This is a genomic window from Selenomonas sp. GACV-9, from assembly GCA_900116485.1.
Lineage (GTDB): Bacteria > Bacillota > Negativicutes > Selenomonadales > Selenomonadaceae > Selenomonas_A > Selenomonas_A ruminantium_G.
The window spans coordinates 34,212-53,337 of record FPAX01000015.1 but is presented as its reverse complement, the minus strand read 5'-3'; the positions used below and the strand labels follow the sequence as shown (position 1 = coordinate 53,337).

16 protein-coding genes are annotated in these 19,126 nt (G+C 55.0%); 1 reads left to right on the top strand and 15 read right to left on the bottom strand.

The features are described 5' to 3' along the window. Nucleotides 1-218: 218 nt before the first annotated feature. The gene (gene brnQ, locus BM322_RS10900; RefSeq protein WP_075430377.1) at nucleotides 219-1,565 is read right to left on the bottom strand and encodes a branched-chain amino acid transport system II carrier protein; all 1,347 of its coding nucleotides are present in this window, start codon (nucleotides 1,563-1,565) and stop codon (nucleotides 219-221) included. A 380-nt stretch (nucleotides 1,566-1,945) separates the two neighbouring features. On the opposite strand from brnQ, the gene BM322_RS10895 reads away from it, so the two are divergent. Next, nucleotides 1,946-2,305, top strand: a complete 360-nt coding sequence (locus tag BM322_RS10895) for a hypothetical protein (RefSeq protein ID WP_075430398.1) — start codon at nucleotides 1,946-1,948, stop codon at nucleotides 2,303-2,305. A 64-nt stretch (nucleotides 2,306-2,369) separates the two neighbouring features. Here the strand turns inward: BM322_RS10895 and BM322_RS10890 are convergent, their stop codons facing one another. The 14 genes from BM322_RS10890 to BM322_RS10825 form a co-directional block, all read right to left on the bottom strand. Continuing rightward, nucleotides 2,370-5,000 (bottom strand): EAL domain-containing protein, encoded by a 2,631-nt coding sequence (locus BM322_RS10890; protein ID WP_075430375.1) that lies wholly within the window; start codon nucleotides 4,998-5,000, stop codon nucleotides 2,370-2,372. Between the two features lie 199 nt (nucleotides 5,001-5,199). Further along, nucleotides 5,200-6,018: a G5 and 3D domain-containing protein gene (locus BM322_RS10885; RefSeq protein WP_075430373.1), complete on the bottom strand. Its 819-nt coding sequence runs from the start codon at nucleotides 6,016-6,018 to the stop codon at nucleotides 5,200-5,202. Between the two features lie 192 nt (nucleotides 6,019-6,210). Then, nucleotides 6,211-6,981, bottom strand: a complete 771-nt coding sequence (locus BM322_RS10880) for a TatD family hydrolase (protein ID WP_075430387.1) — start codon at nucleotides 6,979-6,981, stop codon at nucleotides 6,211-6,213. Beyond that, nucleotides 6,981-8,918, bottom strand: a complete 1,938-nt coding sequence (gene metG / locus BM322_RS10875; protein ID WP_075430371.1) for a methionine--tRNA ligase — start codon at nucleotides 8,916-8,918, stop codon at nucleotides 6,981-6,983. Before metG ends, BM322_RS10880 begins: the two co-directional genes overlap by 1 nt. A gap of 71 nt (nucleotides 8,919-8,989) precedes the next feature. Beyond that, a complete protein-coding gene (gene rsmI / locus BM322_RS10870; RefSeq protein ID WP_075430369.1) occupies nucleotides 8,990-9,853 on the bottom strand; it encodes a 16S rRNA (cytidine(1402)-2'-O)-methyltransferase in 864 nt (287 codons plus the stop codon). Then, a complete protein-coding gene (locus tag BM322_RS10865) occupies nucleotides 9,853-10,599 on the bottom strand; it encodes a tRNA1(Val) (adenine(37)-N6)-methyltransferase (protein ID WP_075430367.1) in 747 nt (248 codons plus the stop codon). Before BM322_RS10865 ends, rsmI begins: the two co-directional genes overlap by 1 nt. Continuing rightward, nucleotides 10,596-11,756 carry a stage 0 sporulation family protein gene (locus tag BM322_RS10860; protein WP_075430365.1) on the bottom strand — a complete coding sequence of 387 codons (1,161 nt, stop codon included), beginning with the start codon at nucleotides 11,754-11,756 and terminating at the stop codon, nucleotides 10,596-10,598. The genes BM322_RS10865 and BM322_RS10860 overlap by 4 nt, the downstream gene beginning before the upstream one ends. 18 nt (nucleotides 11,757-11,774) lie before the next feature. Continuing rightward, a complete protein-coding gene (holB, locus tag BM322_RS10855) occupies nucleotides 11,775-12,782 on the bottom strand; it encodes a DNA polymerase III subunit delta' (RefSeq protein ID WP_075430364.1) in 1,008 nt (335 codons plus the stop codon). Beyond that, nucleotides 12,782-13,237, bottom strand: coding sequence for a YaaR family protein (locus tag BM322_RS10850; protein WP_075430362.1), 456 nt, complete (start codon nucleotides 13,235-13,237; stop codon nucleotides 12,782-12,784). The genes holB and BM322_RS10850 overlap by 1 nt, the downstream gene beginning before the upstream one ends. Nucleotides 13,238-13,393: 156 nt before the next feature. Further along, nucleotides 13,394-13,735, bottom strand: a complete 342-nt coding sequence (locus BM322_RS10845; RefSeq protein ID WP_082334468.1) for a hypothetical protein — start codon at nucleotides 13,733-13,735, stop codon at nucleotides 13,394-13,396. A gap of 122 nt (nucleotides 13,736-13,857) precedes the next feature. Beyond that, nucleotides 13,858-14,553, bottom strand: a complete 696-nt coding sequence (locus BM322_RS10840; protein ID WP_075430360.1) for a response regulator transcription factor — start codon at nucleotides 14,551-14,553, stop codon at nucleotides 13,858-13,860. After that, nucleotides 14,550-16,007 carry a HAMP domain-containing sensor histidine kinase gene (locus tag BM322_RS10835; RefSeq protein WP_075430358.1) on the bottom strand — a complete coding sequence of 486 codons (1,458 nt, stop codon included), beginning with the start codon at nucleotides 16,005-16,007 and terminating at the stop codon, nucleotides 14,550-14,552. The genes BM322_RS10840 and BM322_RS10835 overlap by 4 nt, the downstream gene beginning before the upstream one ends. A gap of 25 nt (nucleotides 16,008-16,032) precedes the next feature. Then, the gene (locus BM322_RS10830) at nucleotides 16,033-17,361 is read right to left on the bottom strand and encodes a helix-turn-helix domain-containing protein (RefSeq protein WP_075430356.1); all 1,329 of its coding nucleotides are present in this window, start codon (nucleotides 17,359-17,361) and stop codon (nucleotides 16,033-16,035) included. A gap of 14 nt (nucleotides 17,362-17,375) precedes the next feature. Further along, on the bottom strand, nucleotides 17,376-19,085 hold the full coding sequence (locus BM322_RS10825; RefSeq protein WP_143102234.1) for an FAD-dependent oxidoreductase: 1,710 nt from the start codon (nucleotides 19,083-19,085) through the stop codon (nucleotides 17,376-17,378). Between the last annotated feature and the right edge of the window lie 41 nt (nucleotides 19,086-19,126).

The following is a 19,126-nucleotide window of genomic DNA, read 5'->3' as shown; positions in this document are numbered from 1 at the left end:
AGAACGCCAAGATGTATTGGCGCGCCGCCGGCCTGCCCGGCGCATGTACCTAGATACATACAACCTGCCAGCGCGGGTCATTTAGCGGAGCGGAGAAAAAGTGCACCCACCCTCACCCAAGCTGAGCTGTAGCAAGCTTATTGTGATTTCGCACTGACAGACAAACTGCAATTTGACAAAAATCCGCTGCCCCTAAAGACAGCGGATCTCATCCTTGTTTAGTTATGTGCTAAGGCTACTTCCTCAGCTGGTTCTTCCTGAAAAAAGGAATATACCAGGCCAGCAGCTGCACCGACGAGTGCCGGTACTACCCAGCCCATCGTAATCGTATAGAACGGCAAGTAAGCCGTCAGGAGTTCGTTGAGCCCCGGGATCTGGATGCCGGCAGCATTGAGTCCATCGATGATGGCAAAGACCAGCGTGCAGTTCATGGCTCCGCGGTAGATGCTGCGGCGCCAGCCGATGACACGGTCAAATAATGACAGCAATACGAAAACGATGACCAGCGGATAGATGCCGACGAGGAACGGGATGGTCAGCGCGATGATCTGGGTCAGGCCGATGTTCGAGGCTACAAAGCTGAACAGGATGCTGATGAGCAGCAGACGCTCATAGGAAATCTGATTCTTGAACAGCTTGTTGAAAAACCAGGCCGTGCCCGAAGTGATGCCGCAGCAGGTCGTCAGGCAGGCCAGAGCAATGATGATTGCCACCAGCACGTTGCCAGCCGGGCCAAAGAACATATCGATGGCAGCGGCAAGCAGCTGGCCGCCATTTTCCGAATGACCGAGGACACTGGCGCTCGTCGCACCGATGTAAGCCAGCGAGCCATAAACCAGCGACATCAGGAATACCGTGATGATACCAGCAATCAGGCAAACCTCACCGATTGCCCGATTCGTCGTAACCCCGCGCATGCGGATGGCATTGACGACCAGCGTGCCGATAGCCAGCGAGGCCAGCAGGTCCATCGTCTGATAGCCGTCCTGGAATCCCTGGACAAAGGGTGTGCCTATATAGGCCCCCGTCGCATCAAGGATATCACCGAGCGGCGTCGCAAACGCCTTGGCAAACAGGATAACCAGGAATACCAGCAGAATCGGCGTGAGCATCTTGCCGACGCGATCGATGAGCTTATTGGGATTCAGCGCCAGATAGTAGGACGCTGCAAAAAAGATTGCCGTATAGACAGCCTGTCCCAGCGTAAGGTTTTCTGCGGACAGGAACGGGCGGATGCCGATCTCAAAGGAGACAGCACCAGTACGCGGCATCGCAAACAGCGGCCCAATGGTCAGATAGAGGATAACGAGCAGCATCGTGGCCATCCACGGATAGGTCATCTTGCGGATGAACTCGATATATTTTCCCCCCTGCAACGCGATGGCCGTGATGCCCAAGAGCGGCAAGCCTACGCCCGTCGTCAAGAAACCCAGCATAGCCGTGAATACATGGTCTCCAGCCGCCTGGCCCAGCGCCGGCGGGAAGATCAAGTTGCCTGCTCCAAAAAAGATGGAGAACATCATGAAACCAACGGTCAAGATTTCTCCCTTAGACATTTGATTCATAAGAAACACCCTTCTCCCATGTAAAGAACAATTTGTCCTTTTACAGTAAACATCGCAGGACACAAAAAAAGCATGTTCCAGCCGACCGAACATGACTAAAGGCCCTGCCTTTCTAAAACGATAGCTGTATTATAGCATAAATGTACTTTACAATGCAACATCTCAATCGTTTGTCCACTGTAAATGTGTAAACTTACACATTTTTTCTTTTTTGCCTATCCTGTGCTATACTATAGAGAAAGATTACACTGCTTCAAAGGAGGAAGACATCCATGGCCGAAGAACAAGGAAATTCCGCAAACGTCCCGTCATCAGATACAAACGAGCAGGAACTCGATCCCATCATTACCCAGCCGCACGGTATCCAGCAGCAGGTCAAGATGGAAATCGTCCGCATGATCCACAGTGGCGAAAGCCCTTTCGATATCATCTATCACGTCGCCAAACGTCTCGAAAACATCTCCGGCGAGCCTGGCTACGCCAAATACGTAGAAGAGCAGATCCGTGCTGTCTACGGTCTGGCCCTCGAGCATGTCAAGCCGATGAAGGATGAGCTGCACGAAGTCGAAGAGCGCCTCAAACGCATCGAGAAATCCTATGAGAATCCTGCCTTTACCGAGGAAGAACATATCCGCATCGGCTTTGCCATCAACCGGCACAAGAAGAACATTGAACGCCTCAAGGTCATGATCCAGAAGGCCGAAGCTGACCACGCCGATATGACCATCGTCAAGAACTGAGACCACGTACAAAAAGGCTGTAAGAAGGTACATCTCGTACCCTCTTGCAGCCTTTTGGCATATCTCAGGGAATATCCTTGAACTCCTGTTCAAGCGCCGCGACTTCCTGCGGATTGATAGCCCGCAGACGCTCGAGCATCCGCTGGAGATGTTCGCGTTCCTCAGCCAGTGGCGTGACGTCCTCCATGACCAGATACAGCAGCGTGCGCATCTGTTCCACATAGATGATACTGACCCGCACGCGTATCCAGAGCAGGCGGCCATCAGAACAGTAACGGCGCAGCTCGCATTCGCAAACGCCCTTCGAGGCCTCCGCATCTTTGACAGTCTGCCAGAATAGCTCCCTGTCCCGATAATCGATGCGGTCAATGATAGAACTATCCGGCCCATAGACATTGTCTCGGGAATCGCCAAACAGCTTGAAATAGCCATCGTTGGCCCGCAAAAGTTCCAGCGCACCGCCCACCAGCTCGTAGAGGCCAATGGCACCACCGGCACCGTTGAACAGGACCGTGAGCTGCGCCGACATCGTCATCATGTCCACGGTATCCTCCGGCCCCAGATGCACCGGCACCGCCGTATCATTGAAGCCCTTGACAGTCATCTCACGATAGACATCGAGTGGCACTGGCTTGGAGAAGAAGTAGCCCTGCACACACTCACAACCGATTGTCCGCAAGAAGTCCACCTGCTGCTGTTTCTCCACGCCTTCAGCGATGACCGGTATATGCAGCCACTTAGCCATGCGCACTACCGAATTCAGGATGTTGCCGCCCCGGCCGTTGTCCTCCTTGTCACTGTCTGACAGGAACTGCAGGTCGATCTTCAGGATATCGACCGGCATATCCTTGAGCATGTTGAGCGAGGAATAGCCACTGCCAAAGTCATCCATGAGGATTGGAAAGCCCTTGCGCTGCAGCTCTTTGGTAATCTCGATGATCTGCTGTGGATTCTCGACATAGGCACTCTCCGTGAGCTCCAACTCCAAAAGCCGCGGCGGGATATCGTATTTTGCGATGAGCTGCTCAAAGACCTGTACGATATTGGGACTGTAGAAATCAATACGGGACACGTTGACGGAAATCGGCAACACCGGCCGCCCTGCGTCCATATCTTCGCGCAGGATCTGGCAGGCACGCTCCCAGACGTATTTATCGAGCCGATAGATGAAACCATTCTTCTCAAAGATCGGGATGAACCGCGATGGCGGGATAAAGCCGAGCTGCGGATGCAGCCAACGCACCAGCGCCTCGCCGCCTACGATCTTCTCCCCCATGAGCTCATACTTCGGTTGGATGTAGACAAGAAACTCGCCACGATCCAGCGAACTATGCATGTTGTTGACGATAACCTGCTCGTTGACGATGCTGTCGCGCATATCCTCACCGTATTCGCCACAAGACACCACACCATTATAGGCCGCCTTCGCCAGGCCCATCGACGCCCGATCGATCATCGTCGTCACCGACAAGGCCGTATCACGGATCGTATAGACACCGAAATAGAAGTCGATGCGATAATCGAGCGCAAATGTCTCAGCCAGCATCTGCAGCGAACTTATCATATGATTGCGCATATCGTTGCGCGTCGGATAGCAGAGCAGGAAATTATCGGCATAGAGCCGCCCATAAACGCAAGGCTCCAGCTTGATGCTCTTGAGGAAATGGGCGATATAACGAAGCAGCTTATCTCCGGTCTCCTCACCGAACAGGTCATTGATGACCTTGAACCTGGCGATGTTGAAGCGCATGATCTCGAACTCAGTATCGGGGTTATCGGCCAGCACCTCGGCTGTCCGGCGGCAGAAAGCCTTCTTATTATAAAGGTTCGTCAACCGATCATGACGCAGGTTGTAGAGAAAAGACGCATGCGTCTGCTTCAGCGGCGACAAGTTCGTGACCACAGCATTGAAGGTTCCGATGCCCGTCTTCCGATCAAGCACGTAGCGGCCGCACTCGATGCACCAGATATAGCTTTCGTTACTGCGCCGCAGTCGGTACTCCACCTGATAGCTGTCCGATTTCAGCAGCTGTCGCTTGATTTCCTCGCGGCTGGGCCCGAGGTCATGCGGATGAATCAGTCGCTCCAGCTGTACGCCCCGACACTCAAACTGCTTCCCGAAGTCGGGACCAGACTTGTAGCCCAGCATACGCCAGAGCTCTTCGCTGTAATAATCGATGGGCAGGTTCTGATCGGGACGATACTGGACATAGGCGCAATTCACATACGAGGCCACCATATCCATGACCTCATCCATGGAGCCATCCTCTATCTCGCCACGGTTCAATAATCGTGAGCTTACCGACTGATAGAGCAGCTCATGACGCACATCGTGCTGGAAGTGCAGGCCACCAATCTTCCTGCCCTCCGCAGTATCTGTATATATCACCAACACCTGATGCATATTGCGCATGCGGTTCTCAGTCGAGAACACGATATTTGCCCGCACTGTCCAGCCCGTGCCAGTGGCCTTCTCCACACATTTGAGTTTGGTAACCCGGCAGGACTTCAAGTCATAATACATCTGACGCAGGCATTGTGCGGCCTTATCCTTCCCTGTCGCATAGCTGTCTGAATGAATACCGAACGCAATCACGTCCTCCGAAAACATTGTCTCCATCTCGACAATGTCGCCGTATTCGTAGTAATCACGCAGCAGTTTCTTCGTCAAGGCAACTGTCTTGCTTTGCTCCATCAATACTCGTCCTTTCACGGGTTTTACCACTCGCATACCGTTTCCATTCGCGGATGCTATTAATTACCATTAATTATAGCATAATTGATTTAGATTTGTGAACGAATGTTGTTCAAAGCACAAAATAATTCCTGATACAAGAAAAGCCCTTCCGTAAACCGGAAAGGCTTTCTCTCATAACATGTTCTTCATGTCCGCATCAGTCTAATACATAGACCTCTACATAGCGGCGGCCAAAGTTCATGGCCTCGCCATACGACTCCATGCAAAGGTCGATGCGCTCCCCGCGGATTGCTCCGCCCGTATCGGCGGCAATGGCTACGCCATAGCCGGGGATATACACGCGCGACCCCAATGGGATCACATTCGGATCGACGGCTACCACACCGCGGGTTGCCGCGATGCCGGTTGCCGTGATGCCGCTGCCGCCGCCATCACTTGGCAGATAGGCAGTTGCCTCCATCGTATAGACGTTGCGATAAGCACGCTGGCCCATCTCAGTCTGTACTTTCGGCTTCATTTGTTCTTCACGCTGCCGAGCCAGTGCCTGAAGTTTAGCGGCACTGTCTTTTACCACTATATCCAAGTTTTCCTGAATTTTCGTATCCAGTCCTGGAGCCGCTTCCACGTCATCCAGATTATAGCCCAATTCGATCAGGGCGTCGCCTACGGTCTGCTTGCTGGTCATGACTTCCTTTTTCTGACCATTGTACGAGACGGTTACCGGGACCGCACGGTAAACCGTTATTTTCGTGTTCTTATCGTCGATCTTTTCCAAACGGAATTCATCGTTGGCGCTGAGTTTCACGCCAGCCCGGATAAGGATGTAGTCCGGGCTCGTATGGGTCGTATTCAGGGTAATCGTGCGTCCATCCACGAGGATTGACACTTGATGCATTGCCGACGGAATCGTATTGCGTGTGAAACCTGTCGTCATCATCATGAGTGCTGCGAGCATCAGGCACAGCATCATCTTTTTTTCTTTGCTATTGAATGTCACAAGTTTGGTTAAACTCATTAAAAGCCCCCTTTATTGCTTGTGAAGAACTTTATGAAGTATACCATGTGAGTCATGACCCTGTCAAACCCACATGTCCAATTCTCCCACTTTTAGCTGAAAACAGGCTGAAAAATGGGACAAGAAAAGTGGTGGACGCCACTTTCATGACTTTGTCCACCACTTTTGCTATTTTTTCATGATTTACAGGGTTCAGAGCGCGTATAGCTCCTCCGCATTGCGTGAAGTCTGTTCTGCCACCGAATCCACGGAAATCCCCTTGATTTCGGCGACTTTCTCGGCTACATAGCGTACAAAAGCCGGTTCATTCTGCTTGCCACGCATCGGCACCGGAGCCAGATACGGCGCATCAGTCTCCACCAAAAGGCGCTCCAACGGAAACCTTTGCACGATTTCCGGCAGTTTGGCCGCATTCTTGAATGTCAGCGGCCCATCCACACCGATATACCAGTCCATCTTCAAAAGCTCCTGGGCCATTTCCCAGCTGCCGGAGAAACAGTGCATGACACCGCGCAGGCCTTTCCCCTCTTTCTTGAGGATAGCCAGCGTATCGCCATGCGCATCACGGTCATGGATGCAGACCGGCAGATGCAGCTGGCGGGCCAGGTCGAGCTGACGGATGAAGATCTGCTGCTGCAGCTGACGCTTTTCCGGGTCTTTTTCCCAGTAATAGTCGAGACCAATCTCGCCAATGGCCACGACGCGCGGCTGCTCCGTCCAGGCTGCAAGCTGTGCGTCATCCTGCCCCGTCATCGGGAACGCCTCCTCGGGATGAATGCCGACGCCGGCATAGACCCCCTCATACGCTACGGCAAGCTCGACGGCCTTGGCCGACGAAGCCAAGGTATCGCCCATATTGATAAGCCGCGTCACGCCGTTTTCACGGGCACGCTCGATGACCTCCTGCTCGTGACCGGCAAATTTCACATCATTGAGATGCGTATGCGTATCGACAAGCTCCATCATTTGACGACAGCTCCGACCGGCATGTCGACAGATACGACCTTGAGATCATCGCCCTGGGAGGCCGCCAGCACCATGCCGTGGGAAACCACGCCACGTATCTTGGCCGGCTTGAGGTTCGCCACCATGACGACATTCTTGCCGATGAGCTCCGACGGCTCATAGTGGTTGGCAATGCCCGATACGAGCTCACGCTGCTCGCTGCCGAGGTCCACCTTGAGTTTGAGCAGCTTATCCGTCTCAGGGATCTTCTCAGCTGCGAGAACCTTCGCGACACGCAGCTGCAGTTTGCTGAACTCATCGAAGGTTACCTCACCGCTGTCATCCTTCTTATCGGCTTTCTTCTCTTTTTTCTGCTTGTTAGCCTTAGGCTGCTTAGCCGGCTGCTCTTCCTTTTCCACCTCGATGCGCGGGAAGAGCTGCTCCGGCGTACCAACCTTGAGTTCAGCCGGCGTGCCGCCCCACTCGCGGATATCATCAAGCTGCACTTCGGCAAAGGCCTGCGGCAGGTTGAGCTGCTGCCAGATGCGCTCAGCCGTCGTCGGCATGAAGGGCGCAATCAGCACACTGATATGGCGCAGCGACTCGACGAGGTTATACATGACATTGGCCAGCTCCTGCTTCTTCTCCGGCTCTTTGGCCAGTGCCCAGGGAGCCGTCTCGTCGATGTATTTGTTGGCACGGCTGATGAACGCCCAGACCTTCTTGATGGTCAGCGACAGCTCCATCTTCTGCATGTTCTCGTCGAAGAACTGTACCGTCTCCGCTGCATCGGCTTTGAGGGACTTATCGATCTCGCTTTCCCCCTGCGGTGCCAGCACGATACCATCCTGGAACTTGCCAATCATGTTGAGGGTGCGGTGCAGCAGGTTGCCCAGGTCATTGGCCAGGTCGCTGTTGATGCGCTGGATCAGCGCGTCGCGGGAGAAGTTGCCATCCTGGCCGAGATTGATCTCGCGCAGCAGGAAGTAGCGGATAGCGTCAGCACCGAACTCGTCAATCAGGGCAATCGGATCGACGACGTTGCCCTTCGACTTCGACATCTTGTCGCCATCGACGATAAGCCAGCCATGGCCATAGACCTTCTTCGGCAGCGGCAAGTCGAGGGCCATGAGGATGCACGGCCAGATGATTGTATGGAAACGGACGATTTCCTTGCCGACGAGGTGCAGGTCAGCCGGCCAGAACTTGTTGAATTTCTCCGGATCATCGAGGAACCCGATAGGCGTCAGATAGTTCGTCAAGGCATCGAACCAGACATAGATGACGTGCTTCTCATCGATAGGCACCGGGATGCCCCAGTCAAAGGACGTGCGCGAAATGCAGAGATCCTCAAGGCCCTGCTTGATGAAGTTGATCATCTCATTGCGGCGCGATGCCGGCTGGATGAAGTCCGGATTCTCCTCGATATACGCCAGGATCTTGTCCTGGTAGTTGCTCATCTTGAAGAAGTATGCCTCCTCGGCAACCTCCTGTACCGGGCGATGACAGTCCGGGCAGCAGCCGTTCTCATCGAGCTGATGCTCCGTCCAATAGCTCTCGCACGGCGTGCAGTAGAGGCCCTTGTAGGAACCTTTATAGATATCGCCCTTGGCATAGATGCGGCGGAAGATTTCCTGGACCACTTTCTCATGACGTTTCTGGGTCGTGCGGATGAAGTCATCATTGCTGATGCTCAGACGCTGCCAGAGGTTCTGGAACCCGGCGACGATCTTATCCGTGTACTCGATTGGCGTTACGCCCTCTTCCTCAGCCTTCTGCTGGATTTTCTGGCCGTGCTCATCAGAGCCCGTCAGGAAGAATACGTCATCACCGGCCAGGCGATGGAAACGGGCAATCGAATCAGCAATCGTCGTGCAGTATGCATGACCGATATGCAGCTTGGCACTCGGATAATAAATCGGCGTCGTGATATAAAACGGTTTTTTCTCTGTCATGGAAAATGATCCTCCTTATAATAAACCCGCTAATGATTCGGATTTTACTCTAACTTTTTTATTATAACGCATTATTCCTGCGCTGTCAGCATGGCCTGATAGACATCGCGACGGCTGAGGCCAAGCTTTTTCGCCGTCTCACGCATGGCGGACTTCTTATCGAGGCCGCCTGCCATCAACTGCCGGCAAAGCTCGACTGGATCTTCCGGCACAGCCTCTTTCTCAGCCTGCAGCTCCTCCTCGCCAGCTCCCTCGACGACGATGACATACTCACCGCGCGGGTCATTCTGCTGATAGTACTCCATAAGTTCTGACAAGGTACCGCGGCGGAACTCCTCAAACTTCTTCGTGAGCTCACGGCCCAGCACCGCCCGGCGGTCGCCAAGGCCCGCCAGCAGCTGCTTGAGCGTCGCCTTCAGATGATGCGGCGCCTCATAGAAGATCAGCGTCCCTTCGTAGCCTTTGATGCGCAAGAGCGTTTCCTGCTGCTTCTTGGCCGTCTTGGGCAGGAACCCCACAAAGGTGAACAATGTCGTATCAAGGCCCGAGCAGATCAATGCCGACAGCCCGGCATTGCAGCCTGGCAGAGGTGCGACACGGATACCGGCAGCAATCGCAAGCTCCGCTAAATGGCTGCCCGGATCGCAGATGCCAGGCAGCCCCGCATCGCTGACGCAGATAAGGTCATGCCCCTGCTGGATGTATTCGATGAGTTCCGGCCCTTTCGTGAACTTGTTGTGCTCATGATAGCTCGTGAGCTTCGTATGGATATCAAAATGCGTGAGCAGCTGGCGCGTATGACGCGTATCCTCGGCCGCAATCAGCTCAACCTCGCCCAGCATGCGCACCGCGCGGTAAGTCATATCCTCAAGATTGCCGATAGGCGTCGCACAAAGATACAGTGTGCCAGCACCATTTGCTGATTCGTTTGTCATCAATCTTCCTCCATGCCATAGATTCGCAGGATTTCCGGCGTGTAGCTGCCATCCGCCTCATGGACGATAAGCGGCGGCAGCACCTTGAGCCCGCCAGGAGCCGCACCAACTACAGCCTCGATAAGCATCATGTTCGGCGCCTTGCCATCCTTCGGCTGTACCATCTGCAGGCGTTTCGGCTCCATCTGATGCTCGTGCAGGCATACGATGATTTCCCCAAGCCGCTCGGGCAGATGCACCATCGCAAAGCGGCCGCCGAACCGCAGAGCGTAGCGGGCCGCACGCACCACATCCTCAAGGGTTGCCGTGAACTCATGGCGCGCCCGGGCAACGCCAGACACCTTGTTGACCTGCCCATGGGCTACAGGCCGATATGGGGGATTGGCCACCACCACATCAAAAGATTCGGGGGCATAGAGCTCCCGAATCCCACGATAATCACCCTCCCGGACGAAAATCTTGTCTTCCAGCTCATTCATCCAGACATTGCGGGCCGCTACATCGGCCATGACCGGACTGAGCTCGACAGCATCGACTCGGGCTACCTCATCGGCAATAAGCAGCGGGATAACGCCTGTCCCCGTGCCAAGTTCCAACACTTTCTGCCGGCTTTTCCACGATAAAAAGTGGGCGAGCAGCACCGCATCCAGCGAAAAGCAGAATTCCTGCGTATTCTGGATGATGTGCCGCCCGCTCCTCATCAAATCGTCGAGCCGTTCATTTTCCTTCAGGCTGACGTCTCTCATTCTTTGTTTTCCTTGCCTCCGCCGTTATTGCCGTTCTTCTCGCGATTGCCGCGCGGACGGCGGTCACGCCGCGGACGGTTGTTGCCGCCCTCACGGCTCTTCTCATGATCGCCACGCGGACGGCGGCGGCCATGGGAACCGGCATTGCGCGTTTCCTTCTCCTTATCGCGGGACTCACGTTTGTCACGCGAATGACCATCCTGTTTCCGCTCACCGCGCGGACGACGGCTGCGCTCACGGCGCGGACGCTCCTGACGCGTCTCTTCCGCCTCCATGCCAGCAAGGACTTCGTCCACCACCGGCTCTGCCGGGATAGCAGCTGCCGTATCGATGTCATCCTCATCCTTCTCGATGACATCTTCCCAAGACGCAACGATCGTGCGGCTGTTGTCGAGCAGGATCGTCGCTGTCCGGCGCTGCTGGTTCAGCGAGATGACCTTGCCCTCGCCCTCGACGGATACCACGCGGCTGCCCTGGGCCGGTGCCATGACTTTCTTCTGCTTCTTATGGCAGTTCTCACAGTAGCAGTCATTCTCGTATTTGAGGCAGCACATCAGGCGCCCGCAGATGCCCGAGATCTTCGTCGGATTCAGCGAAAGGTTCTGCTCCTTGGCCATGCGGATCGATACCGGCTCGAAGTCACCGAGGAACGACGCACAACAGAGCGGCCGCCCACAGCAGCCAATGCCGCCCATGAGCTTGGCCTCATCACGCACGCCGATCTGCCTGAGCTCTATGCGCGTGCGGAATACCGCCGCCAAATCCTTGACCAGATTGCGGAAATCGATACGGCCATCCGCCGTGAAGTAGAAGATGATCTTGTTCATGTCGAAGGTGTACTCCACCTCCACAAGCTTCATCGGCAGCTTATGCTCCTGGATCTTCTTCTCGCAGATGGCAAAGGCCTCAACCTGACGTTTCTTGTTTTCCTCGATGCGCTGAAGATCGGACGCATTGGCGATGCGATGAACGATCTTCAAAGGCTGCGTAATCTCGTGATCCTCTACCTCACGCGGCCCCAGGACGGTCAAGCCGCATTCCATGCCCCGCGCCGTCTCGACGATGACATGCTGACCTGGCTCGATTTCCAGATTCCCCGGCCCAAAATAATATATCTTTCCCGCTTTCTTGAAGCGGACACCTATGATTGTCTGCACTGTTTTCCTCCTAATGATCTATGTCAAATCGCGTATACGCAATAAGAATCCTTCCATCTGCAGCGGCAGGTTCACATTGGCCTGCAGGCGCCGCTGCAAGTCCCGCACCAGTCCGAGCAGCGCAAAGATGCGCGGTTCCGGAAAACGGGGCAGGAGCCCTGCCAGCCGCTGCCGGCTGTCCTGATGATAAAGCAGGGGACTGGCGCCATCCTCGTAGAGCACCAGCATATCCCGCAGCAGCATGTTAAGATACAGGAACCACTCGGAAAGCTTCTCCCGCTCCCAGGCCCCCTTGGCCTTCGCCTGCTGCCAGACCAGCTCCAGCTCCAGTCCATCGAGCTGCTCGAGGAACAGCAGCGCGTCATCGCGAAGGTCGAGCCCGCCGTTCTCATAAAGCGTCACGGCCCTGCCCAGACTGCCATCGGCCAAAGCCGCCAGCTCTGCAGCCGCAGCCTCGGGTATGCCCCTGCCCTTGAGCGCTTGCGCCATCTCCTCAGACGGCAGCATGCCAAAAGCCATCGGCATGCACCGCGAAACGATGGTGTCGAGCAACGAGCTGCGCGCACTCGTAATCAGGAGAAACGTGACCTGGCCCGCCGGTTCCTCCAGTGTCTTCAGCAGACTGTTGGCAGCCGCTTCATTCATGCGCTCGACCTCGTCGATGAGCACCACCCGGCCCGCCGAGAGAATCGGATAGCGCGAAGCCACCGTCTGCATCTCGCGGATCTGCTCGATGCGGATGACCTTAGCTGCCTTGCCGCGGCTCTCGGGCAGTACCTCATAATAATCCGGATGGCTGTCAAGCCGCATCGCCTGGCACGACTCACAGTGGCCGCAGGGCAGCCCCTGTTCCGTACGGCAGCCACACAGGAGCGCAGCCGCCAAAGCCCGGGCAGTCATCTTCTTGCCGATGCCATCCGGACCTGAAAACAGCAGCGCATGGGGCAGCCTGCCCTCAGCCAGCATCGTTTGGAGCTGCTGCTTCTGTGCCGTGTGCCCGATAATCTTATCCCAGCTGATCTCCATCACATATACAGATCCACGAGCATGCCGCGGATGGCATCATGACTTGCAACAATGTCAAGCTGGCTCGACTGCCCCAGACGGATCTTTTCCGCCATCTCCTCGAGTTTCTTGTCGATCTTGCGCACCGTCGTATAGACCTTCTGGCGGCCCATGCGATCCCAGCCCGCCTGGGTATGCAGTTCATACATGTGATTGACTGCCTCGCCGACGAAATTCTTGATCAGCGTGCGATATGATTTAAGCTCATCATAGGTCGGCGTCCGGGAAAGACGTGCCCCCTGCTCATCAATCTGCTTGAGCAGCTTGTCAAGCTGTTCCGTCGTTACCGATTCCTCCTGATTGCGAAGTTCCGTGCTGAAATCGGCATCCGCCTCACGGACACGCTCATCCTCCGTGCTGCGGCTCACGGATACAGACGGCCCCTGCGCCGTCATATTATCGATTTTCATTGGCATGATCTGTCACCTGCTTTGCTTTTGGATTGCATAATACCGAAAAAAGGGCACACTTACCCATAATTACCTATTATTGATTATACCGTTTCGCCTGACAATATGCAATACAAAGAAAGACCGTCCGGCCTCCGCCAAACGGTCTCTCTCACCTGTCATTCATCTGCTTTTATGATGGTTGTGCGTCTCATAGTCATCCTTGATCTGCTGCATCTTCTTGTCGTGACGCTCCTGCTCTTCCTTGAGCTTCTTGTCATGCTCCTTGTCATCGATCATGCCCTTGCGATGTTCGTAACGGATAGAGCGGACATTCTGACGATGCGTCGTCTCTTCTTCATGGATGCGATGGCTGTATTTGTTCGACGTACCATCTGCGTACTCTTCCTGCTGCACATCACTATCATGCGCCTCAGAAATGCTGGACAGGGAAACGCTGGTCACGCCAAAACTCATCATACCGGCCAATGCGAGGGCCGTAATCTTTTTCATGCTTGCTTTCATAACTTCAGACTCCTTTGTCTCAAATCTTTTATCTTCACAGTTGCTAGTATAGGAGCCACAAATTGGAAAGGCCTTAAAGCCTGCGCGTTTTTCCATTATAAATGCATTAGTATTATATTAACTCAACACTCCATCGTCTTGAGACGATAGCCGGCCCCCCAGACCGTCTCGATCCGGCAGGGCGGTTCGATCTTTTCCCGCAGGCGCTTGATATGCACAGTAACCGTCGAGATATCCCCAAGAGCCTCCTGGCCCCAGATGGCTTCAAACAGCTCCTCCTTCGTGCAGACGCGGTGCGGATGGTTCAAGAAATATGCCAGCAGCTCGAATTCCTTGAGGGACAGATGCAGTTCTTCATCCGCCAGGAACACCCGATGCTCTTCTGGCAGCAGGCATAAATCACCATGACGCAAGCCACCGTCACGCTGCTGCCCCCCCTTACTTCCCGCCAGCAGCCGCTCATAGCGTGCCAGGTGCGCTCGCACCCGGGCCACGAGCTCGCCAGGACTGAAAGGCTTGACCACATAATCATCAGCCCCCATCCCGAGACCGCGGATCTTATCGATATCCTCCTTCTTGGCCGTGACCAGCAGGATGGGTATCTCCTGTTCCCGGCGCACAGCTGCGCAGATTTCAAGGCCGCTGACTCCTGGCAGCATGATATCGAGCACCAACAGATCATACGCACCGCCAAGCGCCTTGTCCATGCCCTCCTGCCCATCGGCAGCAATGTCAGCAGCAAAGCCGTTCAGCTGCAGATAGTCGCGCTCCAGCTCGGCAATATCCGGATCGTCTTCCACGATCAGAATGCGTTTCATTTCGTCAGTTCCCCCTTAGGCAATGCCACGATTACCCGCAACCCACCATGATTCTCCGCCCATATCCTGCCGCCATGTGCCTGCACGACCTTCGCCGCGATAGCAAGCCCCAGGCCACTTCCCTTGGCCGTAGCCGTGCGCGCCTGGTCGCCGCGGTAGAATTCCAGGAATATCCGCGGCAGTTCCTCAGCCGCTACCCCCGGTCCATTGTCAGTAACCTGCAGCCATATTTCCTTACGCTGCTCCCGCAGCGCAATCTCCACAGCCAGTCTTCCCGCTCCATGGTATTTGCGTGCATTGCTCAGCAGGTTATCAAGTACCCGTTCCATTTCCACACGGTCTATCCGGATCCGCAGACGCTCCGCCTGCTCTGGCAAGACCAGCCGGATATCCATCCTCTCAGCACCAGCAGTCTGCTGCCAACGCCGCGCGACTTCCTGCAGCCAGGCAGAAAGACCGATTACCTGGAAGGAAAACGGATACTCGCCCAGATTCATCTTCGAAAACAAGAACAGCCTGTCGACGAGGCTCTCGATCTGCACCGTGCGTTCATGGATCTTCTGCAGATAACGCTGCTGCATCTCCGGCGTCACAGCCACACCATCGCGCAGTCCCTCGATATAGCCACGGATAACCGTAAGCGGCGTCCGCAAGTCATGCGAGATACCCGCCAGCAGCATCCTGCGGTCATTCTCCGCCGTTTCCCGGGACTGCCGCGAAGCCTGCAGACGCATGGCCATGGCATTGAAATGTCCGCAGAGGGACTGGAACTCTTCATCGCCATCGGTACAGATCCGCACGGACAGATCGCCGTTTTCCACTGACCTCGCACCAGCTTGCAGCGCATCAAGGGGCCGTATGATCTTTTGCGCCAAACGATGGGCCAGATAAGAATCCACCAGCAGGAACACCAACAGCCCCACCAGGATCAAAAGCCCTGTATAGCTATGATAGATATACCAAAGCCGTCCCTCCACCGCATCGACATCACGGGAAAGGATAGCTACCGCATGATACTCTTTCCCTTCATGCTGGAACATATACTTGACCACATTGCTGCTCCGCAGGATATAGACCGACGAATCCTGCTCAAAAGCAGCCGGTTCCAGTTCCTCCCCGAGCAGCTGCTCATCAAGCGGCGTGCAGTTGCTGAAGATCTTCCGCCGGCTGCCATCCATGACCATCAGGTGATAGTTTTCCTCTGCCATGCGTGCCGCCAACGACTCGAACACCGCCGTCCATTCACGCTGCTCAGAAGGCAGGCTCGTCAACACCTGCCGCATGTCAGCCTCAATCTCATGGATAACCTGCTTGTCCGAGGCACGGTTGCCAAGATCCCGCAGTTTCATGTCCTGATATGACGTATAAAAAGCTCCCGCCATCAACAGGATGACACAGAACGGAACCACGAACATCATGCAGTTCGACAGGAACAAACGCTTGCGGATCTGCATCGGCTACACTCCTATTCCCCTGGCATCAATTCGCTACGAGCATCTCCTCTATCTGCTCATCAGCATCCAGGATATCAAGGATTGCTCCGGCCCGGACAGCGGCAAACAGATTCGTCCGCATCTCCATGCCGCTGCCCTCCCATTCCAGTACCTGCTGGATCTTCTCATAGCGATAGCGCAGGGTGTTGACATGAACAAACAATGCTTCTGCCGTCTGCTTCCAGTTGAAATCGTTGGCCATCAGCGCCTGCAGCGTCGTCATGAGGCTTGTATGGTTGCCATGGGTATAGGCCTCATAACGGGAAGAAATTGCCGTGGCATCTGTCACGCGGAAGTTGCGCAGCATGATCATGTACGATCCCGGATTCTGCACCTGCATGCGCTTGTAATCAAGCTCCAGGAAGTAGCCGTTGCGGTTAAGCCGCGTCTCGGCATTGCTGCGGGCATAGAGTGCGATAAAGCGGAAATTGTTGCCCAGCAGCGTATCAAAACCGATATTGCCAATGTTATAGGTTGCATCGCCAACATTCTTACGACCGGTAGTCAGCGGCTGCAGATGATGCAGAGCACCATAGAGATTTGCCCGCTTGCTCAATGGATACGTCAGGACGACCGAGCCATAATCTGCGTCAAAGTTGTTGTTCGGATTCGCTATGCGGCCCCAGGAAAGCTGCGTCTTGAGCTTGCCGCCGAACTTCACCTGCACGCCGCGCATCGGATCTTCATGGGTGTAGGCATAACCGTCCACCGTATCGAACTTGCCGATTTTGACCGCCAGATCCTTATAACGGCCATAGCTATAGATATTGCTGGTCTTTACCGTTCCATCGTTGCCTTCATCATTCTTCATATCCCAAGTGATCTTATGCTTGGACTCTACGGTCCAATGCTCATCGACAGCAGCATGAACATAGGCCTCGATATACGCTTTAAGCGTATCGTCAATCTTGTTCTGCTTGCCAAAATTTTCCTGACGGATACGGAAGAACCCGTCAAACTTCACCTTGTCCGCATTGCGCTCAAGCTCAGCCACACGGACACCAAGATTCTTGAGCTCAGCAGCATACTCAGCGACCAGCTTATCGACGAGAGCCTTATCGCTGTCCTTCAGATCCTGCCGGCTCATTGCCCGCGCTGTCATCTGCGCCATCTCATAGCGCGTGATGCTCTTATCGCCACGGAAGGTTCCATCCCCATAACCTTCGATTACGCCGTCTTTGGCCAGCTGGCTGACCGCATCATACGACCAATGTTCAGCAGGTACATCAGCAAACGGATTGGCAGCAGCGCTGGCTGCCCCCATAGATAACGTCATCATGCCAGCCATAGCCAGCCCGAGAAATCCTTTTTTCATCCCTTTTTCCCTCCTCAGGCCTCAGCCCCGGCAGCGCTCTTGCCTGCCAGATAGCCAAACGTATACGCACGGCCATGGCTGCAGCCCGTTACGACAATCGGATAATCCGTCGCAAAGAAACTGCCCGACGCATTGCCGGCTGCATAGAGTCCCGGAATGACATTGCGCTCCTTGTCGAGAACCTGCAGCTTGTCATTGATGGTAAGGCCGCCCAGGGTAACCAGCAGCGATGTACCGATGTGTCCGGCATAGAACGGTGCCTTCTCCACCGTCGTCAGATAGACCTTATCCTTGCCGAAATCCTCGTCGACACCTTTTTTCGCGAGCTCATTGTAGCGCGCAATCGTAGCTTTCAGAGCCTCCACCGGCAGATGAGCCTTGTCGGCCAGCTCTTCGATGGTGTCAGCCTTGACGACGACGCCTTTTTCCACGAGCTGATCGAATTCCTTCTTGCGATGATGGTATTTGAGGGCCTTGCAGGCACTCTGATGGAAGCGCGGTGCCTCCTCTTCCCATTTCGCATCGAAGATTGTCCAGCGCGTCAAACCGACCTGCTGACGCACCTGGTTCGAAATATAGGCAAAGGGCAGATCCTCGTTGGCATAGCGCTCGCCCTTGTGGTTGACTGCCAGCCACGGCTGACGCGGGATAGCATCCATGCGGCCGCCCGGATTCCCATCGGGATCAAGCAGGGCATTATCAAACAGCATCGGCGCATGCGGCCCCTCATCGATGCCAGCACCAACCCACATGCCCATCTTCTGGCCATCGCCGGTATTGAAGGAGTTCGGATACAGGATTTTCTGTACTTTCTCCGCCGCCGGGATAAAGTAATGCAGCATCTCCTTGTCATGACCATAGTCGCCCGAGCACAGGATAACACCTTTCTTGGCATTGAATTTGATATGATTGCCATCCTTGTCCTTGGCAATGACGCCCGTGACGCGGCCTTCATTATTCGGACGCACCAGCTGGACGCCCGGCGTCTCATAGAAAATCTCACAGCCAAGATTCTCAGCCGAAGTCTTGAGCGTGTACGCCATCGCGATGACCGGGTTGCCGCCAATCATGCCTTTTGGCGTCGCCTCAGCGGCGCCCTCTGGCGGCTCCAGGACAAAGGACAGCGTCGGGATATTCGGGATTGTCGCATTCGGCGACATCTGCTCTTCCTTCGTCCATACGGACTTCACTTTGCAGCCAAGCTTTTCGGCATGCTCAACGATCCAGTCATTGACCATGCCGCTCTTTTCGGCAAAGAGCTTGACGACACGCTGGTCAGCCTTGTAGCCGCCCCAGCGCATGATTTCACGCGTCACGGCCAGCGGATCGAGCTTGTTGCCGACCGACAGCTGTGCCTTCGAGTTGACCGAGCCATAATCAAAGCTGCGGAAATTGACCGTCGGCCCCTTCTCGATGACCATGACCTTGGCGCCGGCCTCAGCGGCCGAAACAGCGGCACAGAGGCCGGACATGCCAGCACCAACGATGACGATATCCGTTTCTTTCGTTTCCTTTATGCTGCTGTCATCAATCGGCGCCGGCGCCTTCATGAATGCTGGCTCTTCACCAGCGGCAACGCCCCCCTCTTTATCCTTGCGCAGATTGCTCTTGCGTCCATTGCCGCAGCCTGCCATAAAGCCAGCCGTCATGATTCCGGCGGCAGCCAGTGCTCCTGTCTTCAGGAAATTCCGGCGGGAAATCCCGCTGTGCTTGTTTTCATCCATCGTTTTTTCCCCCATTCGAAAATCAATCTATATCCATTCTA